Annotated in this window: 22 protein-coding genes; 11 read left to right on the plus strand and 11 right to left on the minus strand. The window is 67.0% G+C overall.

What is annotated here, in order from left to right; translation table 11 throughout:
* The first annotated feature begins 1 nt into the window (after position 1).
* The 3 genes from ubiH to C167_RS0126765 all read left to right on the plus strand — a co-directional run bounded on the left by ubiH (position 2) and on the right by C167_RS0126765 (position 3,741).
* Entirely contained in the window at positions 2 to 1,186 is a 1,185-nt protein-coding gene (gene ubiH, locus C167_RS0126755) for a 2-octaprenyl-6-methoxyphenyl hydroxylase (RefSeq protein ID WP_017521393.1), read from the plus strand.
* 25 nt (positions 1,187 to 1,211) lie between these two features.
* Positions 1,212 to 2,429: a 2-octaprenyl-3-methyl-6-methoxy-1,4-benzoquinol hydroxylase gene (locus C167_RS0126760; RefSeq protein ID WP_017521394.1), complete on the plus strand. Its 1,218-nt coding sequence runs from the start codon at positions 1,212 to 1,214 to the stop codon at positions 2,427 to 2,429.
* A gap of 310 nt (positions 2,430 to 2,739) precedes the next feature.
* A complete protein-coding gene (locus C167_RS0126765; RefSeq protein ID WP_017521395.1) occupies positions 2,740 to 3,741 on the plus strand; it encodes an extracellular solute-binding protein in 1,002 nt (333 codons plus the stop codon).
* Between the two features lie 16 nt (positions 3,742 to 3,757).
* Here the strand turns inward: C167_RS0126765 and C167_RS0126770 are convergent, their stop codons facing one another.
* Entirely contained in the window at positions 3,758 to 4,096 is a 339-nt protein-coding gene (locus C167_RS0126770; protein ID WP_017521396.1) for a hypothetical protein, read from the minus strand.
* 176 nt (positions 4,097 to 4,272) lie between these two features.
* On the opposite strand from C167_RS0126770, the gene C167_RS0126775 reads away from it, so the two are divergent.
* The 4 genes from C167_RS0126775 (at position 4,273) to gcvP (ending at position 10,507) form a co-directional block, all read left to right on the plus strand.
* Positions 4,273 to 5,892 (plus strand): ABC transporter permease, encoded by a 1,620-nt coding sequence (locus C167_RS0126775; protein WP_017521397.1) that lies wholly within the window; start codon positions 4,273 to 4,275, stop codon positions 5,890 to 5,892.
* 112 nt (positions 5,893 to 6,004) lie between these two features.
* Complete coding sequence (gene gcvT, locus C167_RS0126780; RefSeq protein WP_017521398.1) at positions 6,005 to 7,087, plus strand: glycine cleavage system aminomethyltransferase GcvT; 1,083 nt, start codon at positions 6,005 to 6,007, stop codon at positions 7,085 to 7,087.
* Positions 7,088 to 7,154: 67 nt separating this feature from the next.
* Complete coding sequence (gcvH, locus tag C167_RS0126785; RefSeq protein WP_017521399.1) at positions 7,155 to 7,544, plus strand: glycine cleavage system protein GcvH; 390 nt, start codon at positions 7,155 to 7,157, stop codon at positions 7,542 to 7,544.
* A gap of 86 nt (positions 7,545 to 7,630) precedes the next feature.
* Positions 7,631 to 10,507, plus strand: a complete 2,877-nt coding sequence (gene gcvP / locus C167_RS0126790) for an aminomethyl-transferring glycine dehydrogenase (RefSeq protein ID WP_017521400.1) — start codon at positions 7,631 to 7,633, stop codon at positions 10,505 to 10,507.
* Between the two features lie 320 nt (positions 10,508 to 10,827).
* Here the strand turns inward: gcvP and C167_RS0126800 are convergent, their stop codons facing one another.
* The 6 genes from C167_RS0126800 to C167_RS0126825 form a co-directional block, all read right to left on the minus strand.
* Complete coding sequence (locus C167_RS0126800) at positions 10,828 to 11,154, minus strand: DUF2388 domain-containing protein (protein WP_017521402.1); 327 nt, start codon at positions 11,152 to 11,154, stop codon at positions 10,828 to 10,830.
* A gap of 111 nt (positions 11,155 to 11,265) precedes the next feature.
* Positions 11,266 to 11,583, minus strand: coding sequence for a DUF2388 domain-containing protein (locus C167_RS0126805; RefSeq protein WP_017521403.1), 318 nt, complete (start codon positions 11,581 to 11,583; stop codon positions 11,266 to 11,268).
* Between the two features lie 74 nt (positions 11,584 to 11,657).
* Positions 11,658 to 14,039 carry a tetratricopeptide repeat protein gene (locus tag C167_RS0126810; RefSeq protein ID WP_017521404.1) on the minus strand — a complete coding sequence of 794 codons (2,382 nt, stop codon included), beginning with the start codon at positions 14,037 to 14,039 and terminating at the stop codon, positions 11,658 to 11,660.
* Positions 14,040 to 14,147: 108 nt separating this feature from the next.
* On the minus strand, positions 14,148 to 15,428 hold the full coding sequence (locus C167_RS0126815; RefSeq protein WP_017521405.1) for a c-type cytochrome: 1,281 nt from the start codon (positions 15,426 to 15,428) through the stop codon (positions 14,148 to 14,150).
* Complete coding sequence (locus tag C167_RS0126820; protein ID WP_026079308.1) at positions 15,425 to 17,014, minus strand: GMC family oxidoreductase; 1,590 nt, start codon at positions 17,012 to 17,014, stop codon at positions 15,425 to 15,427. The genes C167_RS0126815 and C167_RS0126820 overlap by 4 nt, the downstream gene beginning before the upstream one ends.
* 2 nt (positions 17,015 to 17,016) lie before the next feature.
* On the minus strand, positions 17,017 to 17,523 hold the full coding sequence (locus C167_RS0126825; RefSeq protein ID WP_017521407.1) for a sugar dehydrogenase complex small subunit: 507 nt from the start codon (positions 17,521 to 17,523) through the stop codon (positions 17,017 to 17,019).
* A gap of 237 nt (positions 17,524 to 17,760) precedes the next feature.
* Between C167_RS0126825 and C167_RS0126830 the strand changes: the two genes are divergently transcribed.
* The 3 genes from C167_RS0126830 to C167_RS0126840 all read left to right on the plus strand — a co-directional run bounded on the left by C167_RS0126830 (position 17,761) and on the right by C167_RS0126840 (position 20,570).
* Positions 17,761 to 18,555 (plus strand): thymidylate synthase, encoded by a 795-nt coding sequence (locus C167_RS0126830; RefSeq protein WP_017521408.1) that lies wholly within the window; start codon positions 17,761 to 17,763, stop codon positions 18,553 to 18,555.
* A gap of 415 nt (positions 18,556 to 18,970) precedes the next feature.
* Positions 18,971 to 20,128, plus strand: coding sequence for an iron-containing alcohol dehydrogenase (locus C167_RS0126835; protein WP_017521409.1), 1,158 nt, complete (start codon positions 18,971 to 18,973; stop codon positions 20,126 to 20,128).
* A gap of 7 nt (positions 20,129 to 20,135) precedes the next feature.
* Positions 20,136 to 20,570, plus strand: coding sequence for an acyl-CoA thioesterase (locus C167_RS0126840; protein ID WP_017521410.1), 435 nt, complete (start codon positions 20,136 to 20,138; stop codon positions 20,568 to 20,570).
* A gap of 16 nt (positions 20,571 to 20,586) precedes the next feature.
* On the opposite strand, the gene C167_RS0126845 is transcribed toward C167_RS0126840, so the two are convergent.
* Positions 20,587 to 20,952, minus strand: coding sequence for a hypothetical protein (locus C167_RS0126845; protein WP_017521411.1), 366 nt, complete (start codon positions 20,950 to 20,952; stop codon positions 20,587 to 20,589).
* A 272-nt stretch (positions 20,953 to 21,224) separates the two neighbouring features.
* On the opposite strand from C167_RS0126845, the gene C167_RS0126850 reads away from it, so the two are divergent.
* Positions 21,225 to 21,776, plus strand: coding sequence for a DUF2087 domain-containing protein (locus C167_RS0126850; RefSeq protein ID WP_026079309.1), 552 nt, complete (start codon positions 21,225 to 21,227; stop codon positions 21,774 to 21,776).
* A 45-nt stretch (positions 21,777 to 21,821) separates the two neighbouring features.
* Here the strand turns inward: C167_RS0126850 and C167_RS0126855 are convergent, their stop codons facing one another.
* The 3 genes from C167_RS0126855 to C167_RS0126865 all read right to left on the minus strand — a co-directional run bounded on the left by C167_RS0126855 (position 21,822) and on the right by C167_RS0126865 (position 25,621).
* A complete protein-coding gene (locus tag C167_RS0126855) occupies positions 21,822 to 22,259 on the minus strand; it encodes a glycine zipper domain-containing protein (protein WP_017521413.1) in 438 nt (145 codons plus the stop codon).
* Between the two features lie 121 nt (positions 22,260 to 22,380).
* A complete protein-coding gene (locus tag C167_RS0126860) occupies positions 22,381 to 22,878 on the minus strand; it encodes a glycine zipper domain-containing protein (RefSeq protein WP_017521414.1) in 498 nt (165 codons plus the stop codon).
* A gap of 421 nt (positions 22,879 to 23,299) precedes the next feature.
* Positions 23,300 to 25,621 carry an FdhF/YdeP family oxidoreductase gene (locus C167_RS0126865; protein WP_017521415.1) on the minus strand — a complete coding sequence of 774 codons (2,322 nt, stop codon included), beginning with the start codon at positions 25,619 to 25,621 and terminating at the stop codon, positions 23,300 to 23,302.
* Positions 25,622 to 25,636: the final 15 nt, after the last annotated feature.

The raw sequence follows: 25,636 nt of genomic DNA on the forward strand, positions 1-25,636 counted from the left end.
CATGCAACGTACGCAACTGGCAATCATCGGTGGCGGACTCGTCGGCGCCAGCCTTGCGCTGATTCTCCAGGCCGGCGCCCGCGAGCGCGGCTGGCAGATCGTGCTGATCGAGCCCTTCGCCCCCGGCGATGCCTACCAGCCCAGCTATGACGCGCGCTCCTCGGCGCTGTCCTTCGGCAGCCGGCAGATCTACGAACGCCTGGGACTCTGGCAGCAGATTTCCCAGCGCGCCGAGCCCATCACCCAGATCCACGTCTCCGACCGCGGCCGCTTTGGCGCTGCACGCCTGACGGCAGTGGAAGAGGGCGTTCCCGCCCTGGGCTATGTGGTGGAGAACGCCTGGCTCGGCCAGTGCCTGTGGCATGCGCTCGACCCGGACGTGGTGAGCTGGCGTTGCCCGGCCGAAGTGCGCCGGATGGACGCGCTGGGCGACGGCTACCGCCTGACCCTGGACGACGACTCGCAACTGGACTGCGACCTCGCCGTGCTGGCCGACGGCGGCCGTTCCGGTCTGCGCGAGCAACTGGGCATCAACGTGCGCTCCTCGTCCTACGGACAGACCGCGCTGATCGCCAACATCAGCCCGTCCGAGGCCCATCGCGGACAGGCCTTCGAGCGCTTCACCGAGAACGGCCCGCTGGCCCTGCTGCCGCTGCCGGAAAACCGCTGCGCGCTGGTCTGGACCCGCAACGGCCGCGACGCCGAGCGCCTGCGCGAGCTGCCCGACGCGGCCTTCCTTGCCCAGCTGCAGGAGGCCTTCGGCTATCGCCTGGGCACCCTGCGCCAGGTTGGTGTGCGTTACGGTTACCCGCTGAGCCTCAGCGAGGCCGACGAACAGATTCGCCCGCACCTCGTGGTGCTTGGCAACGCCGCCCACAGCCTGCACCCGATTGCCGGGCAGGGCTTCAACCTGTCGCTGCGCGATGCCAAGGCTCTCGGTGACCGCCTGTTGCAGGAAGACGCCGCGCCGGGCGATTTCGCCGTGCTGCAGCGCTACCTGGACGGCCAGCGCCTGGACCAGCAGATGACCGTCGGTTTCTCCGACCGCGTCACCCGCCTGTTCTCCAATGCCCAGCCGCTGCTCGCCACCGGCCGCAACATCGGCTTGCTCGGGCTCGACCTGTTGCCGCCGGCCAAGCGCTGGTTCGCCCGCCAGGCCATGGGCCTGGGCGCCCGCCCGGTTTAACACGCCTCAGCCAAAAGGAAATTCGATGCACGCGGATCTGGTAATCGTCGGGGCGGGAATGGTCGGCAGCGCGCTGGCCCTGGCCCTGGAAGGCAGCGGGCTGGACATCCTGCTGCTGGACGGCTCGCCGCTGAGCGTCTCGCCGTTCGACCGCGAAGCACCGTTCGAGCCGCGCGTCAGTGCGCTGTCCGAGGCCAGCCGGCGCATCCTCCAGCGCCTGCATGCGTGGGACGGCATCGCCGCGCGTCGTGCCGAGCCCTACCGCGAGATGCGGGTGTGGGACGGCTCCGGTACCGGGCAGATCCACTTCAGTGCTGCCAGCGTGCATGCCGAGATGCTCGGTCATATCGTCGAGAACCGCGTGGTACAGGATGCCCTGCTGGAGCGCCTGCACGACTCCGCCCTAGGCCTGCTGCCCAACGCTCGCCTGGAGCAGCTGCGCCACTCCGGCGACGACTGGCTGCTGACCCTCTCCGACGGCCGCGAGGTCCGCACGCCGCTGGTGGTCGCCGCCGACGGCGCCAACTCCGCGGTGCGCCGCCTGGCTGGCTGCGCCACCCGCGAGTGGGATTACCTGCACCACGCCATCGTCACCAGCGTGCGCTGCGAGAAGCCGCACCAGGCTACCGCCTGGCAGCGTTTCACCGACGACGGCCCGCTGGCCTTCCTGCCGCTGGCAAAGGAAGGCGATGCGCAGTGGTGCTCGATCGTCTGGTCGACCACTCCCGAGCAGGCCGAGAAGCTCATGGCGCTGGACGACGACGGTTTCTGCAAGGCCCTGGGCCTCGCCTTCGAGCACCGTCTGGGCGCCATCGAGCACGCCGACCGCCGCCTGTGCATCCCGCTGCGCCAGCGTCATGCCAAGCGCTATGTGGAGCCGGGGCTGGTATTGATCGGCGACGCCGCGCACACCATCCACCCGCTGGCCGGGCAGGGTGTGAACCTGGGCTTCCTGGATGCGGCGGTGCTCGCCGAAGTGATCGAACACGCCCACGCCCGTGGCGAGAATATCGCCGAGGAGCGCGTGCTGAGCCGCTACGAACGTCGGCGCATGCCGCACAACCTGGCGATGATGGCAGCGATGGAGGGCTTCCAGCGCCTGTTCCAGGCCGACCCGCTGGCGGTGCGCTGGCTGCGCAACGCCGGGCTGCGGCTGGTGGACAAGCACCACGAGGCCAAGGGCGTGTTCGTGCGCCAGGCACTGGGGCTATCCGGGGATTTGCCGGAGTTGGCGCGGGTTTGACTGGGTAGTTCGCGCGGCGGATTGCCCTCTCCCTACCCCTGGCTGCGCGCCCCGCTCCGAAGGGAGAGGGGACTGGTCGGAGCGAACTGATAATCCAGACTACCCGGCTGGCTCCATGATCCCCACTCACGCCGAACGGCTCCCTCTCCCTTCAAGGAGAGGGCGGGGGAGAGGGGCTCTTGTTCCGCCCCACGCTATCCCGCGACCCTAAACCACACCCTCCCGAAACACCCCGACACAAACGCGCGGCTCGTTAGCAAATGAGGTTCCTTATCATTTGCGGGATATTTACCCCGCAAAGGACACGCTCATGCTCGCGCGCAAAGGTCTTCTCGCCACCCTCCTGCTGGTCGCCGTCGCTGGTACCGCCCAGGCCGCCGACGAGGTGGTGGTCTATTCCTCGCGCATCGACGAGCTGATCAAGCCGGTGTTCGACGCTTACACCCAGGCCACCGGGGTGAAGATCAAGTTCATCACCGACAAGGAAGCGCCGCTGATGGCGCGGATCAAGGCCGAAGGCGCCAACACCCCGGCCGACCTGCTGCTCACCGTCGATGCCGGCAACCTCTGGCAGGCCGAGAAGATGGGCATCCTGCAGCCCTTCGATTCTCCGACCCTGGATGCCAACATCCCGCCGCAGTACCGCTCCGGCACCGACAGCTGGACCGGCCTGTCGCTGCGCGCGCGCACCATCGCCTATTCGACCCAGCGGGTGAAGCCCGAGGAACTGTCGACCTACGAAGCGCTGGCCGATGCGAAGTGGGAAGGCCGCCTGTGCCTGCGCGCCGCGAAGAAGGTCTACAACCAGTCGCTGACCGCCACCCTGATCGAGACCCATGGCGCCGAAAAGACCGAGGAAATCCTCAAGGGCTGGGTGAACAACCTGGCGACCGACGTGTTCTCCGACGACAACGCGCTGCTGCAGGCCATTGCCGCCGGCCAGTGCGACGTCGGCATCGTCAACACCTACTACTACGGCCGCATGCACAAGGACAATCCGCAGCTGCCGGTGAAGCTGTTCTGGCCGAACCAGGGCGACCGCGGCGTGCATGTCAACCTGTCGGGTATCGGCCTGACCAAGTACGCACCTCATCCGGAAGCGGCGAAGAAGCTGGTGGAGTGGATGACCGGTGCGGATGCTCAGGCGCTGTTCGCCGGCATCAACCAGGAATTCCCGGCCAACCCGAAGGTGGCGCCGTCCCAGGAAGTCGCGGCCTGGGGTGAATTCAAGGCCGATAGCATTCCGGTGGAAATCGCCGGCAAGCGCCAGGCCGAGGCGATCAAGCTGATGGATCGCGCCGGCTGGAATTGATGAACGTGTCGCCGCCTCACTGGGTGGCGGCGTCGTCCTTGTGGTCGACGGAGAGCGCCTTGCCGTTCTCCGCCAGCAGGCAGATGAACTGGCCGTCGGACCGATCGCCGCGGCGCAGTTGGGCGGTTACCCGCTTGCTGGCGCGCTGCCCGTCCACTTCGCCGTCGTAGGCTTCTTCGCGGATGGACGTTGGTTCCACCCAGGTTTGCTGCCAGCGCTCCTGCAGTTGCGGGTTTTCGGCCAGCATATGCATGGCGAGATCCAGGCAGGACTCCATGGGTGTCTGGTCGTCGGCCAGTGCGAAACCGCTGAGTGGCAGTAGTAGCAGCCCGCAGAGCGCGCGAGGGGAGTACATGGGCTTTTTCCTTGGCAGGGATGAATGGCAGAGTGGCCGATTCGACCGCTGTACCTTGCGCTTTATCCCTATCGCGTGAAGATCGGGCGAATTTGATTTCAACAAGGGATAGTTCCGTTAGCCATGCGGCGACATTTCCCACGAGCATTCCCTGGTTTTCTGGAAACACGCACTCCATGCGCGCCAATCGCTGGTACCCCGTTACATTCGCCGTCGCTGCCCTCGTCCTGCTGCCCATCAGCGTCCTGCTGCTGAGCTGGGCGGAAATCGACCGCGAGATCTGGTCGCACCTGTGGGAAACCCAGATGACCAGGCTGTTGGGAAATACCCTGGTGCTGGTGGCGGGCGTGGGCGTCGGCGTGACCCTACTGGGTGTCAGCCTCGCCTGGCTTACCAGCCTCTGCGAGTTCCCCGGTCGACGCTGGCTGGACTGGGCGCTGATGCTGCCCTTCGCGGTGCCGGCCTATGTGCTGGCGTTCGTCTTCGTCGGCCTGCTGGACTTCTCCGGCCCCGTGCAGACGCTGCTGCGCGAATGGTTCGGCAGCGGCCTGCGGCTGCCACGCGTGCGCTCCACCGGCGGCGTGATCACGGTGCTGGTCCTGGTCTTCTATCCGTACGTCTACCTGCTCGCGCGCACCGCCTTCCTGGCGCAGGGACGCGGTCTCATGGAAGCGGCGCGGGTGCTCGGGCTGTCGCCGCTAGCGGCTTTCTGGCGCGTTGCCCTGCCCATGGCTCGGCCGGCCATCGGCGCCGGGCTGGCGCTGGCGGTCATGGAGACACTGGCGGATTTCGGCACCGTCTCGGTGTTCAACTTCGATACCTTCACCACCGCCGTCTACAAGACCTGGTACGGCTTCTACAGCCTCTCCAGCGCCACTCAACTGGCCAGCCTGCTGCTGCTGTTCGTCATGCTGGTGCTGCTGGGCGAGCGCTACAGCCGCGGCCGCAGCGGGGTGCCCAACGAGCGCCCGCGCGGCGCTGCGCTATACCGGCTGCGCGGCTGGAAGGCATTCGCCGCCAGCGCCTGGTGCCTGCTGGTGTTCGCCTGCGCCTTCGTCATCCCTGTGCTGCAACTGCTGGTCTGGGTCTGGCAGAAGGGCCGCTTCGACCTCGACGAGCGCTACTGGGGCCTGATCCTGCACAGCCTCTACCTTGGCGGCTTCGCGGCTGTGCTGACGGTGGCGGTGGCGCTGCTGCTGGCCTTCGCGCGGCGCCTGTCGCCCACGCCGGCGGTACGCTCGGCCGTGGGTATCTCCAACCTCGGCTATGCGCTACCCGGCTCGGTGCTGGCGGTGGCGATCATGCTGGCCTTCAGTTGGCTGGACAATCACGCGGTGATCCCGGTCTCCAGCGCCCTGGGCGGCGCCGGCAAGCCGCTGCTGCTGGGCAGCCTCGGGGCGTTGCTGGTGGCCTACCTGATCCGTTTCATGGCGGTGGCCTACAACCCGCTGGAAGGCGCGCTGGCGAGGATTCGTCCGTCGCTGCCGGAAGCTTCCCGCAGCCTGGGTGTCGGCGGTGCCGGCCTGTTCTTCCGAGTCTACCTGCCGTTGCTGCTGCCGGGTGCGCTGAGCGCTGCGCTGCTGGTTTTCGTCGATGTGCTCAAGGAGATGCCGGCGACCTTGCTGATGCGCCCGTTCGGCTGGGACACCCTGGCCGTGCGCGTCTTCGAGATGACCAGCGAAGGCGAATGGGCACGCGCCGCATTGCCGGCGCTGACGCTGGTGCTGGTGGGGCTGTTCCCGGTAATCGGCCTGATCCGTCGATCCGCGCGCCAGAGCGGTTCTTCGCGGCCCTGAGAATCGGCCGTCGGACAAGCTGTCCAGAGTCCTGTCATGCGACTACAATGCGCGCGTTTCGTGCGGGCCGTACTCGCGCTCCGCACCCGCCTCGCCCGGAAGGAGAACACCCATGGGACAGCGCACGCCGCTCTATGATTTGCACGTCGCCCTCGGCGCCAAGATCGTCGACTTCGGCGGTTGGGACATGCCGTTGCACTACGGTTCGCAAGTCGAAGAGCACCACCAGGTACGCCGCGATTGCGGCGTGTTCGACGTTTCCCACATGACCGTGGTCGACGTCACCGGTCCGCAGGCCAAGGAATACCTGCAGCGACTCCTGGCCAACGATGTCGAACGACTGCAGGTTCCGGGCAAGGCGCTGTACAGCGGCATGCTCAACGAACGCGGCGGTGTCGTCGACGACCTGATCGTCTACCTCGGCGTATACGGCTACCGCGTGGTGGTCAATGCCTCCACCCGCGACAAGGACATGGCCTGGATGCAGGCCCACACCGAAGGCTTCGACGTCACCCTGACCGAGCGCGCGGACCTCGCGATGCTGGCCGTGCAGGGGCCGAACGCCCGCGAGAAGACCGCCGAACTGGTCACGCCTTCGCGCGCCGCACTGATCCGTGAACTCAAGCCCTTCCAGGGCAAGGCCGACGGCGACTGGTTCATTGCCCGCACCGGCTATACCGGCGAGGACGGCCTGGAGATCATGCTGCCGGCCGTCGAGGCGCAAGGTTTCCTCAACGACCTGGTCGGCGCCGGCATCGCCCCCGCGGGCCTGGGCGCGCGCGATACCCTGCGCCTGGAAGCCGGGATGAACCTCTACGGCCAGGACATGGACGAGGACGTCACCCCGCTGGCCGCCAACATGGGTTGGACCATCGCCTGGGAGCCCGAAGGCCGCGACTTCATCGGCCGCGCGGCGCTGCAAGCGCAGAAAGCCGCCGGCGATGCGCCCAAGCTGGTCGGCCTGGTGCTGGAAGAGCGCGGCGTGCTGCGCGCCCACCAGGTGGTCCGCGTCGCCGGTGTCGGCGAAGGCGAGATCACCAGCGGCAGCTTCTCCCCGACGCTCGGCAAATCCATCGCCCTGGCCCGCGTGCCGGCGGCCACCGGCGACCGCGCCGAAGTGGAAATCCGTGGCAAGTGGTACCCGGTGCGCGTCGTTCAGCCGAATTTCGTGCGTCATGGCAAAGCCCTGATCTAAATTGCATGATCTAACTTAGAAGAGGGCGGTACCGCCGCCCCTCGCCCAGTCCCCGAGGAACAACAAGATGAGCAATATCCCCGCCGACCTGCGTTATGCCGCCAGCCACGAGTGGGCGCGCCTGGAAGCCGACGGTAGCGTGACCGTGGGCATCTCCGACCATGCCCAGGAGGCCCTGGGCGACGTGGTCTTCGTCGAACTGCCGGAGGTGGGCAAAACCCTCGCCGCCGGCCAGGAAGCCGGTGTGGTCGAGTCGGTGAAAGCCGCCTCGGACATCTACGCGCCGGTGGGCGGCGAAGTCATCGCCGTCAACGACGTGCTGGCCGATACCCCCGAAGAAGTGAACAACGACCCGTACGGTTCCTGGTTCTTCAAGCTCAAGCCGAGCAACCCGGCCGAGCTGGACAAGCTCCTCGACGCCGCCGGCTACCGCGCTGCCAGCGACGCCGACGCGTAAGACACTGCTGTACACACAGGCCTCGACTCGTCGGGGCCTGTTCTTTTTACGGACCGATAACGGACCGACTTTTCGAGACCGTGGCCATGTCGAACACCCCTTCGCTTTCCCAGCTGCACCAGCCTGATGCCTTCCTCGCCCGCCACCTGGGCCCCGACTCCGCCGAGCAGCAAGCCATGCTCGACACCCTCGGGCTCGGCAACCGCGACGACCTGATCGTGCAGACGGTGCCGCCGGCGATCCGCCTGAACCGGCCGCTGGACCTGCCGGCCGCCCTCGACGAACAGGGCGCGCTGGCCAAGCTGAAGGGGTACGCGCAGAAGAACGAGCTGTGGACCAGCCTGATCGGCACCGGCTACTACGGCACCCTGACCCCGACCGTCATCCTGCGCAACGTGCTGGAGAATCCGGGCTGGTACACCGCCTACACCCCGTACCAGCCGGAAATCGCCCAGGGCCGTCTCGAATCGCTGCTGAACTTCCAGCAGATGACCATCGACCTCACCGGCCTCGACCTTGCCAGCGCCTCGCTGCTCGATGAAGCCACCGCTGCCGCCGAAGCCATGGCTCTGGCCAAGCGCGTGGCCAAGGCGAAGAGCAACCTGTTCTTCGTCGATGCGCACTGCCACCCGCAGACCATCTCCGTGGTGCAGACCCGCGCCGAGGCCTTCGGCTTCGACGTGGTAGTCGACGAGGTGGACAACCTCGGCCAGCACGCAGTGTTCGGCGCGCTGCTGCAATATCCGGATACCCGTGGCGAAATCCGCGACCTGCGCTCGGTGATCGACGCGCTGCACGCCCAGCAGGCCATCGCCTGCGTGGCCAGCGACCTGCTCGCGCTGCTGCTGCTCACCCCGCCGGGCGAGCTGGGTGCCGACGTGGTGCTGGGCAGCGCCCAGCGCTTCGGCGTGCCGATGGGGTACGGCGGCCCGCACGCAGCCTTCTTCGCCTGCCGTGACGACTACAAGCGCGCCATGCCCGGCCGCATTATCGGCGTGTCCAAGGACGCTCGTGGCAATACCGCGCTGCGCATGGCGCTGCAGACCCGCGAGCAGCACATCCGCCGCGAGAAGGCCAACTCCAACGTCTGCACCTCGCAGGTGCTGCTGGCCAACATCGCCAGCCTGTACGCCGTCTACCACGGCCCGCAGGGCCTCAAGCGCATTGCCCAGCGCGTGCACCGCCTGACTGCCGTGCTCGCCGCCGGCCTGACTGCCAAGGGTGTGAAGGTCGTGAACCAACACTTCTTCGACACCCTGACCCTGGACGTCGGCGCACAGCAGCAGGCCATCGTCGAACGCGCCCGCGCCGCCCGCGTGAACCTGCGCATCGTCGGCGAGGACCGCCTGGGCGTGAGCCTGGACGAAACCACCAGCGTCGAGACCCTCGCCAGCCTGTTCGACATCCTCCTCGGTGCCGGCCACGGCCTGGACGTCGCCCAGCTCGACGCCGGTAAGGTCGCCGATGGCATTCCCGCCGCCCTGCAACGCAGCAGCGACTACCTGACCCACCCGGTCTTCAATCGCCATCACAGCGAAACCGAGATGCTGCGCTACCTGCGCCAGCTCGAAGGCAAGGACCTGGCGCTGAACCAGGCGATGATCCCGCTGGGCTCCTGCACCATGAAGCTCAACGCCACCAGCGAGATGATCCCCATCACCTGGCCGGAATTCGCCAGCCTGCACCCCTTCGTGCCGCGCGAGCAGGCCGAGGGGTACCGCCTGATGATCGAGGAGCTGGAGCGCTGGCTCTGCGCGATCACCGGCTTCGACGCCATCTGCATGCAGCCCAACTCCGGCGCCCAGGGCGAATACGCCGGCCTGCTGGCGATCCGCAAGTACCACGAGAGCCGGGGCGATGCGCACCGCAACATCTGCCTGATCCCGTCCTCGGCCCACGGTACCAACCCGGCCTCGGCGATCATGGCGAGCATGCGCGTGGTCATCGTCGAGTGCGACAAGGGCGGCAACGTCGACCTGGAAGACCTCAAGCGCAAGGCCGAGGAAGCCGGTCCGCAGCTGTCCTGCCTGATGATCACCTACCCGTCGACCCACGGGGTGTACGAGGAAGGCATTCGCGAGATCTGCGAGGTCATCCACAGCCACGGCGGCCAGGTCTACATGGACGGCGCCAACCTCAACGCCCAGGTCGGCCTCGCGCGTCCGGCGGACATCGGCGCCGACGTGTCGCACATGAACCTGCACAAGACCTTCTGCATTCCCCACGGCGGTGGTGGCCCGGGCATGGGCCCGATTGGCGTGAAGAAGCACCTTGCACCCTTCGTCGCCAACCACCCGGTGATCCGCATCGAAGGCCCGAACCCGCTCAACGGCGCGGTGAGCGCCGCGCCCTGGGGCAGCGCCAGCATCCTGCCGATCAGCTGGATGTACATCGCCATGATGGGCCCGCAGCTGGCGGACGCCACGGAAGTGGCGATCCTCAACGCCAACTACCTGGCCCAGCAGCTCGATGGCGCCTTCCCGGTGCTCTACCGCGGTCGCAACGAGCGCGTCGCCCACGAATGCATCCTCGACCTGCGTCCGCTCAAGGCGCAGACCGGGATCAGCGAGGAAGACGTGGCCAAGCGCCTGATGGACTACGGCTTCCACGCGCCGACCATGTCCTTCCCGGTGCCCGGCACGCTGATGGTGGAGCCCACCGAGAGCGAGTCCAAGCACGAGCTGGATCGCTTCATCGAGGCCATGCTGTCGATCCGCGCGGAGATCGCCAAGGTCGAGACTGGCGAGTGGCCGGCCGAGGACAACCCGCTCAAGCGTGCGCCGCATACCCTGGCGGACGTCACCGGGCTGTGGGACCGTCCGTATCAGATCGCCGAAGCGGTCACTCCGACCGAGCACACCCGCGCTTTCAAGTACTGGCCGGCGGTGAACCGCGTGGACAACGTCTACGGCGACCGCAACCTGTTCTGCGCCTGCGTGCCGGTGGACGATTACCGCGAGTGAGCTGGGCGTTGAAGTGAATGCGCTGAACTGAAAAGCCGCCTTCGGGCGGCTTTTTCATTGGAGCTCTTCGTAGGCGCGAGCTTGCTCGCGAAGGGATTCTCCGGCGGTGCCGGCGCTGGGCGGGTTCGCGAGCAAGCTCGCTCCTACAGGGAAACCCCATTAACCGGCTGCCCATCGCGGACAGAGTCCGCTCCTACAGGGGCGTGCTCAATGCGCCGGCGGCGTAGGAGCGGATTTCATCCGCGATCGGCTTCACCGCGCGGCGCAGCCGGAGCAGTTCGCGGACCCGCGGCGCGCGCCACGGGCCACGCCGGTGGGTATCACTGGGCGGGTGCGTCATCGGGGCGGGTCAGGATGGCGTTGGCCAGCTCCATGTCGCTGCGGTCCTGCAGGGCAGCATCGTCGCTGCGCAGGCGGGTGAGTGCGGCTTCCAGGTAGGGGCCGCGGATCGCGCCGTCACTGGCGACGAAGGCGCTCGCGTCGTCCTGGGCGGCGACGATCAGCTTATCGTGCTTGAACGTCAGGTAGGTCGACGCTGTGGTGGCGCCAGACGAGATCACGTCACGCCAGAAGTCGCCGTCGGCCATGGCCGAGGCGGCGGGCAGGGCAATCAGGGCAAAGGCAGTGGCCAGTTTCGCGGTACGCATCGGGTACACCTTTCTGAAGGTCCGTGTACAGGTGAGAGGCGCTGCGGCTGGCGGGAGTTCCGCAATTTTACAGACGCGGTGCGCGAGCGGTCGCCCACGCACCGCTTGGGGTCAACGCTGGGCGGCGAGGATGGCCGAGGCCAGCTCGGCGTCGCTGGCGTGCGCAAGGCTCGGGTCGGCGCTGCGCATCTGTTGCAGTGTGGCTTCCAGATAGGGACCGCGAATGGCGCCGTCGGTGGCGATGAAGCTGGCGGCATCGTCCTGGGCCGGGCCGATCAGCTTGTGATCGTCCCGGCTGGTCAGGTAGCTCGAGGCGGTGGTGGCGCCGGAGGTCAGGACGCCGCGCCAGAAGTCACGGTCTTCGGCCATGGCAGAGGCGAGGGGGAGCAGGGTGAGGGCTACGACTACGGAAGCAGAACGGCGACGCATGATGGATCCTTGAGTGATTTTGCGCCTCTCAGAGCGTCGGAAAATGCCGCGGTTCCATCCCGTCGTCGGAAATGTCACTCACGCTTTAGCGACGGATCGTCCGGATTCTGCTGCTCCAGCTCCGCCGTGAACTGCTGCACCTTCTGGAACTGCCCGGATTCGCGCAGGTAATCGATCAGTACCAGGCGCGCCGCGCGGTTGGCGGGGTGCTTCTGCAGCAGCGCCTCCAGTTCGTGGCAGGCGCCGTCGACGTCGCCACCGTCGTGCAGGGCGATCGCCAGTACGTAGCGGAACTGGTCGTCCTCCGGGGCAAGCCGGACGGCTTCGCGAAGCTCCTTCAGCGCCTGCGCGGGCTGGCCCTGGCGCACCAGAGCCAGCCCGTAGACGTGGTGCAGCAGACCCGAAGCGGGTTGCCGACGCAGACTGTCGCTGAGCAACTGGCGTGCGTCGGCGTCGCGGCCGTTGGCTTCCAGCCATTGGAACAGCGCGACACGGGCGGGGAGGTAGTCGTCGTTGCGCGCCAGTGCCGCGCGCAGGGCAGGCTCCACCTGCTCCGGCCGGCCGGTGCGCTCGTAGAGCAGGGCGAGGTTGAAGTGGGCCTCAGCGCGCTCGGCGAGGTCCTTCTGGATCGTTTCGTACTCCCCAAGACCCTTGCTCAGCTCGGGCTGGATGGCGGCCAGCAGCTGCGGGGGCAGTTGCGCCAGTTGCCAGGCGGCGGCGCTGCGCACGGCGCGGATCGGATCGCCGAGCAGCGGCGCGAGCAACGGCAGCTGTTGCTGCGGTGCAGCCAGCGCGGACAGGGCCTGGATGGCGCTGTGTCGCACCAGCGGATCGGCATCCTTCAGAGCCAGTGTGGCCAGCTCCGCTGAGCGTGGGCTGGGGTAGCTGGGCAGCTCGGCAAGGAGGGTGGCGCGGCGGATCGCCGGAAGGTTCGCGTCGGCCAGCAGCAGGTGCAGCGCGCGGGAAGCGCCGGGCTTGCCGTTGCGCGCTTTCCACAGGGTGTCGTCGTAGCGCGGCGCCGGGTTGCTGGAGGCGTTGGGCTTGGCCGGCAACTCGCTGGCGAACCATTCGCGGAACCTCGCGCCCAACTGCTTGGCCGGCATGTCGCGGTGGCAGGCCTGGCAGGCATCCGGGGTGCCAATGCGGCGGGCATGGACGGGGTCGGGCAGGGTGAAGCCGTGGTCGTGACGGTAGTCGTTGACCCTGTAGTAGCGTCCCGGCATGTGGCACGAGGTGCACTGCGCACCGGGCGTGCCGGGTGGGTGATGGGTGTGCTCGGGCGAGTCGTAGTTCTTCGCCTGCAGGCCTTTGCCGTCGATCTGCGGGCGCACCGGCTTGGCGGAGGTGTTGTGGCATTGCAGGCAGACGCCGTTGCCCGGCGCCTTCAGCTCGCCGCTGTGGGGGTTGTGGCAGTCGGTGCACTGCACGCCCTTGGCGAACATCTTGCTCTGGGTGAAGGCGCCCCACTCGAAGACCTCGCCCTTGATCTTGCCGTCGATCTCGTAGAGCTCGCGGGTCAGGGCGCTGGGCAAGTAGTCGTCCATGAAGCGGTGCTGGTTCTGGTAGCCGTCGGCCAGCGGCGTGCGGCGGGCGTGGCAGCGTGCGCAGGTCTCGACGACGGTGCTCTGGCTGGCGTTCTGCAGCGGTACCTCGAAGCCCTTGGCGGCGTTGCGGTCGGGCTTGTGCGCCCACTCCAGATGCTTCGACGCCGGCCCGTGACAGGCCTGGCAGCCGACGCCGAGGCTGTTCCAGTGGCTGGCGAAGCTGTCGGTCTTCGCGTCGTAATTGCGCTTGAAGCCGGTGGTGTGGCACTCGATGCACATGAAGTTGGCGTTCTGTGCGGGCCGGGTCCAGTGCAGTTCGTCCTTGAAGTCGATGCGCTGGCCGGGCATCAACTGGAACCACTGGTGCTTGCGGCTATCCCAGGCGACGCCGAGGGCCTGCAGGCGGCCGCCGGGATACTCGAGCAGGTATTGCTGCAGCGGTTCGAAACCGAAGGTGTAGGCCACCTTGAAGTCCGCCGGTTTGCCGTCGGCGCCGGGGGTGTTGACCCAGTACTCGCCGTCCTTGCGGAAGAAGCGGCTGGTCTCGGTTTCACCCTTGAAGGTGACGTTTTCGAAGTCGCCCAGCACATTGCCCTCGGTGGCTGGCCTCATCGCCTGCTGGTGATGGGAACCTTGCCAATCCTTGAGCTGCGTCTGGTGACAGCCGCTGCAGGTGGATTCATCGACCAGCTGCGCAGGTTGTGCTGCCGGCGCCGAAGGCTTAGGGGCGGTGACCGGGATCGGTGGATGGCCGCTGGGCAGTTGCACGCCGCCGTCCTGTTCGACCCAGATCCACACCGCGATGATTGCCAGCAATAGCCCGGCGACGGCCGCAAGCCACGCACGACGCAGGCCGGTCGGTCGAGCGGCGGCGGAGGGGCGAGGCTTCCGGGGCTTGGCGGGCATGGACATCCGTTGTGCGGCGACTCCGTGGGTAACGGAGCTTCCGCGAGCAGGCGAAGGCTGTCAACGCGGACCTTCCGCCTCCTCGTAGACGGAGGGCCCGCTGCCGGGCCAGGGCTAGGGTTGGCGAATCTCCGCGACCCTTGCGCTGTCGATCTTCACTTCGGGATTGCCGAACTGCGCGGTGAGGTAGTTCACCAGGGTGGCGATCTGTTCGTCGTTGAGTGTGCCGGCGAAGCCGGGCATGAACACGTCTTCGTTGCCCACCTTGCGGTGCACCCCGCCGAGTACCACCTGTACCAGGTTGTCCGGCTGCAGGGCGCCGACGGCGCTGTTCTTCAGCAGCATCGGGTAGTAGCCATCCTTCACCCCTTCGCCGCTCCATGAATGGCAGCTGGCGCAATTACCCAGGTAGAGACGCGCGCCGTCGTCTTTCTTTTGCGCCGCGAAGTCCTGGCCGCGCAGGGTGACCACGTCCTCCGCTGGCTGGCCCCAGGCAAAGCGTGCCTTGCGTTCGCCATCGCTGACCTCCGGGACACTGCGCAGGTAGCTGGCGATGGCCTGGAGGTCGGCGTCGGTCATGTACTGGAAGCTGTGTTCCACCGCTTCCGCCATGGGCCCGGCGGCCTGTGCCTTGCCCGGTACGCGGCCGGTCTTGAGGTACTGGACGATCTCCGCGTCGCTCCAGCCGCCGATGCCGCTGTGGGTGTCGGGTGTGATGTTGAAGGCGTACCAGCCGCCCAGCGCGGCGCCGGCGAGGAAGCCGGTGCCTCGCTCGTCCGTGGCCTTTTCCTGGAACGCCATGCCGCGTGGGGTGTGGCAGGAGCCGCAGTGGGCCAGGCCCTGGGCGAGGTAGGCGCCACGGTTCCAGGCCGGACTCTGTTTCGGGTTCGGCTGGTACACCGAGTCGTCGTGGAACAGCAGGTTCCAGATCGCCAGCGGCCAGCGCATGTCCAGCGGCCAGGCAATGTCGGAATCCTGGTTGGGTTGTGCCACGGCTTGCACGCCGCCTTCGAGGAACCAGGCGTAGAGCGCCTTCATGTCCTCGTCGTTGATTTTCGCGTAGGCGGTGTAGGGCATGGCCGGGTATAGCCGGGTGCCGCCCTTGGCTACGCCTTCGCGCACGGCGCGGGCGAAGTCGTCGTAGCTGTAGCTGCCAATGCCGGTCTTCGGATCGGGCGTGATGTTGGTGGAGTACACCGCGCCCAGCGGCGTGGCCAGTGGCAGGCCGCCGGCGAAGGGCTTGCCGCCCGGCGCGGTGTGGCAGGCCGCGCAGTCGCCCGCGCGGGCCAGGTATTCGCCGCGTTGCAGCAGCTCCGCCGGCGCCGGGTCCAGCGCCTTGGCGGCGTGGGAGGCCAGCGGCGCGGCCAGCAGGGCGAGCAGCAGGAATCGTTTCATGCCTGGGCCTCCCGCTTCAGGTGCTCGGCCAGGCGCAGGGCCAGGGCGGCGATGGTCAGGGTGCAATTCACCGAACCGACGGTGGGCATCACGCCACTGCTGGCGATGAACAGGTTGGGGTGATCGTGGCTGCGGCACTGGGTGTCCACCACCGAGTCCTTCGGGTCGGCGCCCATCAGTACGGTGCCGGTGATGTGGTTGTTGTTGGCGAAGTTGTCGACGAACTGGATGTCCTCCCCGCCCAGGAGCTTCGCGGCGTGGGCGTAGACCTCGCGGGTGTGTACCGCGCTCTTGCGCACGTAGTCGTCCATCGCATAGGTGAATTCGGGCTTGGGAATGCCCACCGCGTCGCGCTCGGTGGCGCTGGGGACGATACGGTTCTCCGGGTGCGGGAGGATCTCGTGAAAACTGTCGAAGCGCACGAAACGTGCCGCGCGGTCGCGGATTTTCGCCTCCAGGTCGTGGCCCAGCAGCAGCGGCCCGTGACGGATCAACTCGGCGGCGACCTGGTCGGTGCGCGAGAGGTTGGACAGGTGGATCTTCTTCGACGCGTACTCGCTGCGGAAAGCGCCATCGCGGAAACTCACCATGGAGGTCATCTCCTGCGGGCCGCGCCCCGGCCAGAGCTTCTCGTCGGCGTAGAACTGCACGGCGGTACCGGGGTGATCCATGAGGTTGCGGCCGACCATGTCGGAGCTGTTGCCGACCTCGGACATCAGCATCAGCTTGGGCGTTTCGATGCCGTTGGCGGCGAGGATGAAGGTGTCGCCCTCGACCCTGACTTCATTACCCTGCGGGTCCTTGTACAGCGCCGCGACTATCTTGCCGGCCTCGCCTTTCTCCAGCTTGAACACCACGGCGTTGTCGATCAGCCGCGCGCCGGCGGCTTCGGCCTTCTCGACGTGGACGATGCCGTTGTACATGGCGCCGATGGGGCAGATCGGCATGCAGTTGTTGTTGCCGCAGCAGGTCGGGCGGCCATCGTAGGGGCGGCTGTTGCGCGCCACTGGTTCGGTGACCACGCGGTAGCCGTTGGCGTTCAGCAGCGTCTTGATGCGCTGCTCGTTCCACGACAGCGGCAGCGGCGGCATCGGGTAGGGCTGGCTGCGCGGCGAGTCGAGTTCCTCATCGCCCGGCCCCCAGACGCCCAGCTCCTCCTCGGCGCGCTGGTACCAGGGCTCCAGCTCGCCATATTCGATGGGCCAGTCGCGCCCCACGCCGTAGAGGCTGCGCAGCTTGAAGTCGTTGGGCAAAAAGCGCCAGGCGGATGCCGCCCAGTGCCAGGTGGTGCCGCCCACGGCACGGATGTACTGTACGTCGTAGGGGTGTTCGCCCTTCTGGATCAGGTAGTGGTTGTCCGGCTTGAACTGCGGGTGCGGCGCATGCGGGCTGGACGGATAGGGCGCCTGGTTGTCGGATTTGTCCGCCTGGTTGCGAAAGCGCTCGACGATCTCCCAGCGGCCCATGCGCGGCCCGGCTTCGAGAATGAGCACGTCCTTGCCGGCCAGGGCCAACTGGTGAGCGACCAGTGCGCCGGCCACGCCGGAGCCGACCACCACGAAATCCGCACGTTGTGTCTGCGCCATCTTCACACCCCCCGTTCGCTGGGCTGTGCCGCCCAGAAGCCCGGCTTGTTCGGGCAATAGCTGCGGATCACCAGCACGTCGTCCACCGCGCGGAACATCAGTGCCTGTTCGTAGGTGACGACCGTGGCGCTGATGTCATCGCCGATCTGCCCCAGGTACCAGCCGCCGAGGATCTGCCGGGCCAGCCATTGCTGGCGTTCGTTCCAGCTGTCCGGGGCGTCGCCCAGGTGCCCGAGCAGCTCGGCCAGGCTTTGCTTGAGCGCGGTGTCGCGCTGCGCGAGAGCCTGGAACAGGCGCTGGCCGATTCGCGGGTCGAGGTTGCTGCGCCCCGTGAGGCGCTGGGAAAGCGTCATGAAGCCTTCCAGCTCCTTCTCGGCCTGGGGCGACAGCGCGGCCCAGGTACGCGCGGCGGGGCTGAGCAGCACACCGCCGAGGGCAGCGCTGGCGCAGGCCACCGCCAGCAGGTGGCGGCGGGAAAGGGGAAAGGCGGGCAACTGTGCCTCGGACATGACGACCTCTCTTGCAACAGGCGAACGGTTGGGGGGCGGTCTGTCGCCGCTTGAATCGTGATGCTGGGTGTTTCCATCGGCCACGCGGCCGGTCCGTCGGTCGGACTGGCGATAGCGTGCCCAGGCCCTTAGTATTGCCGCTTGTTCAGATTCTGCCGGGCGATTGGTCCTGCCGGCGGCCCACCTGGGAGCCGCGCCGCAGAGCCCACCGACCGGCTTTCGGGTGGAACCGCAGCGATGAAACAGTACCTCGACCTCATGCGCCACGTGCGCGAACACGGCACCTTCAAGAGCGACCGCACCGGTACCGGCACCTATAGTGTGTTCGGCCACCAAATGCGTTTCGACCTCGCCGAAGGCTTCCCGCTGGTGACCACCAAGAAGTGCCACCTCAAGTCGATCGTCCATGAGCTGCTGTGGTTCCTCAAAGGTTCGACCAACATCGCTTACCTGAAGGAAAACGGCGTCTCGATCTGGGACGAATGGGCTGACGAGAACGGCGACCTGGGCCCGGTCTATGGCTACCAGTGGCGCTCGTGGCCGGCGCCGGACGGCCGCCACATCGACCAGATCGCCAACCTGATGGAGATGCTGAAGAAGAACCCGGACTCGCGCCGGCTGATCGTCTCCGCGTGGAACCCTGCGCTGATCGACGAGATGGCCCTGCCGCCGTGCCACGCGCTGTTCCAGTTCTACGTGGCCGATGGCAAGCTCAGCTGCCAGTTGTACCAGCGCTCGGCCGATATCTTCCTCGGCGTGCCCTTCAACATCGCCAGCTACGCCCTGCTGACCCTGATGGTCGCGCAGGTCGCCGGGCTGCAACCGGGCGAGTTCATCTGGACCGGCGGTGACTGCCACCTGTACGCCAACCACCTGGAACAGGCCGACCTGCAACTGACCCGCCAGCCGCTGCCGCTGCCGACCATGAAGATCAACCCCGAGGTGAAGGACCTGTTCGACTTCCGCTTCGAGGACTTCGAACTGGTCGGCTATGAAGCTCACCCGCACATCAAGGCGCCGGTCGCTGTGTGACCTGTCCTCGTTGAAAAAAAGGCCGGCGCAATGTCGGCCTTTTATGTTTCTGGGCGGCTGATATCGCCGGCTATGGTCTTCCTCTGGCCGTCCGTGCTCCCTCTCCCTAACCCTCTCCCTGAAGGGGGAGGGGATATCCGCAGCCGGCGTGCCTTTCTGCGTTTCCAGCCATCGCAGAGCTGCCCGAACGCTCCGTACACCTCTCTGTCCCTTCACGGAGAGGGTGGCCCGGGCACAGATGCACCCCTGGCCCCACGAACAGCGCGCCATGCCCTTGGCATTCATCCTGTGAATAACCGTTTCGCCTGGCGGTACGAGGTTTCATGATCCTGCGTCGCATTGCTATGCTCCCCGGGCTGGCCGCCGCAGCGGCCTACGGATTTTCCGCCCTACAACGACAAGACCGGGGACCGTCATGCAGCCTTTCAGCTTCGCCACCACTGCGCAGATCCTCTGCGAAAGTGGTTCCGCCGCCCGCCTGGGCGAACTTTGCCGCGAGCGCGGCGCCCAGCGCGTGCTCATCGTCACCGACCCGGGCATTACCCGCCTGAACATGCTCGACGGTGTGCTGCCGGGCTTCAGCATGGCCGGCGTGGCGGTGGAAGTCTTCGACCAGGTGCTGGCGGACCCGCCGGAAAGCATCGTGCGGGATGCCGCCGAGCAGGCCCGGCGGATGGCCGCGCAACTGGTGGTAGGCTTCGGCGGCGGCAGCTCGATGGACGTCGCCAAGTTGGTCGCGCTGCTGGCCCATCCGCAGGCGACACAAGGGCTGAAGGATGTCTTCGGTGTCGGCAACGCCCGCGGCCCGCGCCTGCCGCTGATCCAGGTGCCGACCACCGCCGGTACCGGCTCGGAAGTCACACCCATCGCCATCGTCACCACCGGCGAGACCACCAAGATGGGCGTGGTCAGCCCGCACTTGCTGCCAGACCTGGCCGTGCTCGACGCCGAACTCACCCTCGGTCTGCCGCCGGCGGTCACCGCCGCCACCGGCATCGACGCCATGGTCCACGCCATCGAGGCTTACACCAGCAAGCTGAAGAAGAACCCGCTGTCCGACCTGCTGGCCCGCGAAGCGCTGCGCCTGCTGGCATTGAACCTCGACGAAGCGGTGCACAACGGCCGCAACCGCGAGGCGCGCCAGGCCATGCTACTGGGTGCCTGCCTGGCCGGGCAGGCCTTCGCCAACGCTCCGGTGGCCGCCGTGCATGCGCTGGCCTACCCGCTGGGCGGGCACTTCCACATTCCCCACGGCCTGAGCAATGCGCTGGTGCTGCCCGAGGTGATCCGCTTCAATGCGCCCAATGCCAGCCCGCTCTACGCCGAACTGGCGCCGCTGCTGCTGGGCCAGCGCCTGCGCAGCGATACCGACCGCACCGAGCAGTTCATCGCCGAACTGGCCGACCTCAGCCCCCGCAGCGGCCTGCCCTCGCGCCTGCGCGACGCCGGCGTACCGGAAGACAGCCTGCCGCGCCTGGCCGCTGATGCCATGTTGCAGCAGCGCCTGCTGGTGAATAATCCCCGCGAAGTCAGCGAGAGCGACGCGCTGGCCATCTACCGAGCTGCCTTCTGAGACCCCGATGAGCGAACAGCACCCCAGCCGCACCGACTACGCGCACTTCCAGCCGATCACCACCCGCTGGCACGACAATGACATCTACGGCCACGTGAACAACGTGACCTACTACGGCTTCTTCGACACGGCGGTGAACACCTACCTGATCGAACGCGGCGGCCTGGATATCCACGACGGCGACGTGGTGGGCTTCGTGGTGAGCTCCAGCTGCGACTATTTCGCGCCGGTGGCCTTCCCCGAGCGCATCGAGGTCGGCCTGCGGGTCGGCAAGCTGGGCAACAGCTCGGTGCAGTACGAGCTGGCGATCTTCCGCGAGGGTGAGGAACTGGCCTGCGCGGCCGGCAAGTTCGTGCACGTGTTCGTGGATCGGTCGAGCAACCGGCCGGTGTCGATTCCGCCGCCGCTGCGTGAGGCGATGGAAGCCCTGGTGCGGGGCTGATTCGCCTGGGTGCCCGTCACCAGCCCATCGGGTAATGCTCGATCCGGCACGGCCGGCTGTTGCCGTCGCCCTTGCAGATGCCGTCCAGGTACTGATAGCGCATCCAGACCCGTTGCCCTGGCTGTGGCCAATGCTTGCGCGGGATACGGCTCTGCCAGTCGGCGCTTTCCGGTTCGAAGGCGATCAGCGCCCCCGATTTCGGACACTCGGTGCCCGCCGAGCGCGGCCTGGCCGATTCGACCCGGCCTTCCAGGCCGCGCACGGGCGGCTTGAGCGCTCCGGTGATTTCCACTTCCAGCTGGCAGACCTGCCAGTCCCCGGCGTGCGCGGTCTGTGCGGCGCAGAGCGTCAGCAGCAGTCCGGCGGCAGCAAGCGCTTTCACGAATAACTCCTTGTAGCCAGTGATCCCTTCCGCACAAGCCTATACCAGGCCGACGGGATGACACGGGGGCTTGTCCCGGATGACGCGTCCGGCCTATGCTGGCCGCCGGTCGGCAGTTCACCCAGGCGTCGCCGCCTCCGTATGGAGAGCGCTAAACCTGCCGCGCGGTTCCCCGCACTTTGACGATCCGACACACTTCCCCGTGCCGCATCGGAATGGCGACCCCCGATAACCTCCCGCGCGAGGTCTTGGCACGCAACGAGGATTGCACTGTGTCCAGGCAACGCTTGCCCTATCACGCCCCCGATATCTCCGCCCTCGCCAGATCGCTGGCGCGCCAGCTGGACGACTCGCCCGAGCGTCCCGGTCATGTCGAACTGCTCAACCTGCTCGCCCGCGCGGTGGGCTTTCGCAACTACCAGGCGCTGCGCGCCAGCCATCAGGCCGAAACGCGCTTGGCGCGTGGGGTCGAACCCGAGACGGTGGTGGATTTTCGCCGCGTCGAGCAATGGCGATGCTATTTCGATGACGCCGGTTGCCTGCAGCGCTGGCCGAAGAAGCACAGCCACCGCGAGGCCTGCCTCTGGGTGCTGTGGTCGCGATTGCCGGCCCGACAGCGCTGGAGCGAGCGCGAGCTCAACGAACGGCTGCGCCCCCAGGAATGCCTGGGCGACCACCTGCTGCTGCGAAGAGCGCTGGTGGATGGCGGCTGGCTCGCACGCACCGATGACGGCGGGGAGTACTGGCGCATCGAGCGGCGTCCACCCGCCGAGCTGAGTGCGCTGCTCTCGGTATTGCCGTCGGTGGCCAGGCTGCAGGCCTGAACCAAAAAGCCCGCCAATAGGCGGGCTTTTTCACACGGGCATCCGTCAGTCGTCGTGATGCTTGTGTTTGTGCTTGTAGTGGCCTTTGCCCTTGTTGTGGCTGCGGCCGCTGCTGTGGTGGTCATCGTCGTTGTCGTCGGCCATGTGGTTGCCCAACGCGCCGCCGGCTGCGCCGCCCAGGCCCGCGCCGATGGCGCTGCCGGTCGAGCCGCCGACCTTGTTGCCGATGACCGAACCGCCGGCCGCACCCAGGCCGCCGCCGATGGCCGCCTCGGTCTTGTTGCCGTTCTTCGCGCCCATCGCGCCGCCTGCGGCGCCGCCTACGCCAGCACCAATGGCCGCACCGGTGGAGCCGCCCAGGGCGCCGCCGACCACGTTGCCCAGCGCGCCACCGACACCGCCGCCAATGGCGGTCTTGGTGTCGTCGGCCACTGCGTGGCTGGCCAGCAGGGCCAATGCCAGAACCGAAAGAGTCTTACGCATGTTGCGAACCTGAATTTAGGAATTATCGGGAGAATTGTCCCGCACACAAAACAGCCGGGCAATCAGGCCCGGCTGTCAGTCGTCGTTTCCGTGGACTGATCGCGGTCAGCAATGCCGCAGATCAATCCCAGTCGCGACGGTGGTGCTTGTGCTTGTACCAGCCGCGGTGACGACCGTTGTCGTGCCAGTGGCGGTCATAGCGATCGTCGTAGCGGGCGCGACGGTAGCCGTGGCGGTAATCGTCGTCATCGTCGTCGCGGTTGTTGTCGGCATAGTGGTTGCCTAGCGCGCCGCCGGCACCGCCACCCAGGGCCGCGCCGATCAGGCCGCCCGTAGTGCCGCCAACCTTGTTGCCGATTACCTGGCCGCCGGCTGCGCCCAGGCCGCCGCCGATGGCAGCTTCAGTCTTGTTGCCGCGGCGGGCACCGACCGCGCCACCGGCCGCACCGCCAATACCACTACCGATAGCGGCGCCGGTGCTGCCACCGACCGATTGGCCGATGACCGAACCCAATACCCCGCCCAGGGCGCCACCGACGCCGGCACGGGTGTCGCCGTCCGCGTAGGCGGTGCCACCGACCAGCGCAAAGGACAACAGGAGCATCGAGGAGTACTTCATAGAGAGGATCTCTCTGTGGGGATGTTGGGAGCGATCCTCGGTTCGTGCGAAGGCTCTGACAAGGGGCTTCCGACGAGTAACACGACTTTCATCAAATATTGCAAGTATTTGATTTGTGGTCAGAACTTTTTCGATTTCGGGCGGTCTGAGTGTTATTCCAGGGTTCCGCTTTTGATGTGTTTTTATCACAAAATGCCATTGAAATGATGGCTTTTCACGAAAGTGGCCTGGCCCTTCCGAGTTTATCCTTCATCCCTTTCTGTTGCGCAGATTCCGCAGACTTTTTTCGGGACGTGGTCGCGTTGCGTCCGCAAGAAGCTTCGTGAGCAAGCTCGCTCCTACAAAGGCACGAGAGCTTTCTGCAGGAGCGAGCTAGCTCGCGAACGGGGACGGCGCTCCGGTGGGAGCGCCGTGAACGGCATTACGCGATGCGCTGACTAGGCCGCGCCTTCTCGAAACGGATGGCCACGAACTTGGACGTCGGCGTGTGGCTGCCCACGCCGTGGCTGTCCAGCGGCACCAGTGGATTGGTTTCGGGGTAGTAGGCCGCGGCCTGCCCGGCAGGAACGTCATAGGCCAGCAGGGTAAAGCCGCTGACGCGACGGTCCACGCCGTCGGACCAGAGCGAGACCATGTCGACCTTCTCGCCGGGCTCGAAGCCCAGGCGGCGGATGTCGGCCTCGTTGGCGAACACCACCTCGCGATGCCCGCGCACGCCGCGGTAGCGATCGTCCAGGCCGTAGATGGTGGTGTTGTACTGGTCGTGGGAGCGCAGCGTCTGCAGGATCAGGTGCGGTTCCTGGCCGGTCTCGCGGATCTTCGCGTGGACCAGGTCCGCCGGCAGCGGATGAGGGTGGAAATTGGCCTTGCCGCTGGCCGTATTCCAGCGCCGCGAACCGGCCGAGTTGCCCAGGTGGAAGCCGCCCGGGTTGGCCACCCGCCGGTTGAAGTCGGTGAAGCCGGGGATGGTGTCGGCAATCAGGTCGCGGATGCGGTCGTAGTTGGCGATGAGCGCGTCCCAGTCCACCGGATGGTTGCCCAGGGTGGCCTTGGCGATGCCGGCGATGATGGCGGGCTCTGAGCGCATCTGCGTCGACGATGGCTCCAGTTGGCCGAAGGAGGCGTGGATCATGCTGAAGGAATCTTCCACGGTCACCGCCTGCGGGCCTCCGGCCTGGCGGTCGATGTCGGTGCGGCCCAGGCACGGCAGGATCAGCGCATCGCCGCCGACGGTGAGGTGGCTGCGGTTGAGCTTGGTGCTGATCTGCACGGTCAACGCGCAATTGCGCAGGGATTGGTGGGTGCGCGGGCTGTCCGGGGTCGCCTGGGCGAAGTTACCGCCCAGGCCGATGAACACCTTGGACGTGCCATCGAGCATGGCGTTGATCGCCTCGACGGTGTTGTGGCCGTTCTCGCGCGGCACCTTGAACTGGAAGCGCCGTTCGATGGCGTCGAGCAACGCGGCCGGCGGGCGGTCGTTGATGCCCATGGTGCGGTCACCCTGTACGTTGCTGTGGCCGCGCACCGGGCACAGGCCGGCGCCGGGGCGGCCGACGTTGCCGCGCAGCAGCTGCAGGCTGACCAGTTCCTGGATGGTCGGCACCGAATGGTGGTGCTGGGTGATGCCCATGGCCCAGCAGACGATCACCCGCTCGGCGCGGCGGTACATGATCGCGGCCTGCTCGATCTCCTCGAGACTCAGGCCCGACTGCTGGACGATGTGGTCCCAGCGGGTGTCGTCCACGGCGGCGAGGTAGGCGTCGACGCCCTGGGTGTGCTCGGCGATGAATTCATGATCGAACACCGCCGGCTCGCCCTTGGCCCGGGCTTCGCGTTCCCATTGCAGAAGGAACTTGGCGATGCCGCGCACGGCGGCCATGTCGCCGCCCAGCGCCGGGCGGAAGAACGCGGTGTTGAGCGGCTCGGAGCCGTTGGTGAGCATTTCCAGGGCGTGCTGCGGATGCTGGAAGCGTTCCAGGCCGCGCTCCTTCAGCGGGTTGAAGGCGACGACCTGGGCGCCGCGCTTCACCGCCTCGCGCAGCGGCTCGAGCATGCGCGGGTGGTTGGTGCCCGGGTTCTGGCCGAAGACGAAGATCGCGTCGGCGTGCTCGAAGTCATCGAAAGTGACCGTCCCCTTGCCGATACCGACACTCTGGCCCAGGGCGACGCCGCTGGCCTCGTGGCACATGTTCGAGCAGTCGGGAAAGTTGTTGGTGCCAAAGGCGCGGACGAACAGCTGGTAAAGGAAGGCGGCTTCGTTGCTGGCCCGGCCCGAGGTGTAGAACTCGGCCTGATTCGGGCTTTCCAGCGCATTCAGGTGCCGCGCGATCAAGGCGAAGGCGTCGTCCCAGGCGATCGGCCGGTAGCGGTCGGTGGCCGGGTCGTAGCGCATCGGTTCGGTCAGGCGGCCCTGGTACTCGAGCCAGTAGTCGCTCTGCTCGCGCAGCGAGCTCACGCTATGGCGGGCGAAGAAGGCCGGGTCCACTCGGCGCTTCGTGGCTTCCCAGTTCACTGCCTTGGCGCCGTTCTCGCAGAACTTCACCCGCCCGTCTTCGGGCGAGTCGCCCCAGGCGCAACCGGGGCAGTCGAAGCCGCCGTTCTGGTTGGTCTTGAGCAGCGCGCGCAGGTTCTTGAACGGCTGTTTGCTGTCCAGCCAGAAGCGCGTGACGCTGATCAGCGCGCCCCAGCCGGCGGCGGCGCCCTTGTAGGGTTGGTAACGGGGATTCTCTTGCTGCAGGCTCATGGGGTCTCTTTATTC

Origin of the sequence: Pseudomonas nitroreducens TX1 (assembly GCF_000313755.1) — a bacterium.
Lineage (GTDB): Bacteria > Pseudomonadota > Gammaproteobacteria > Pseudomonadales > Pseudomonadaceae > Pseudomonas > Pseudomonas nitroreducens_A.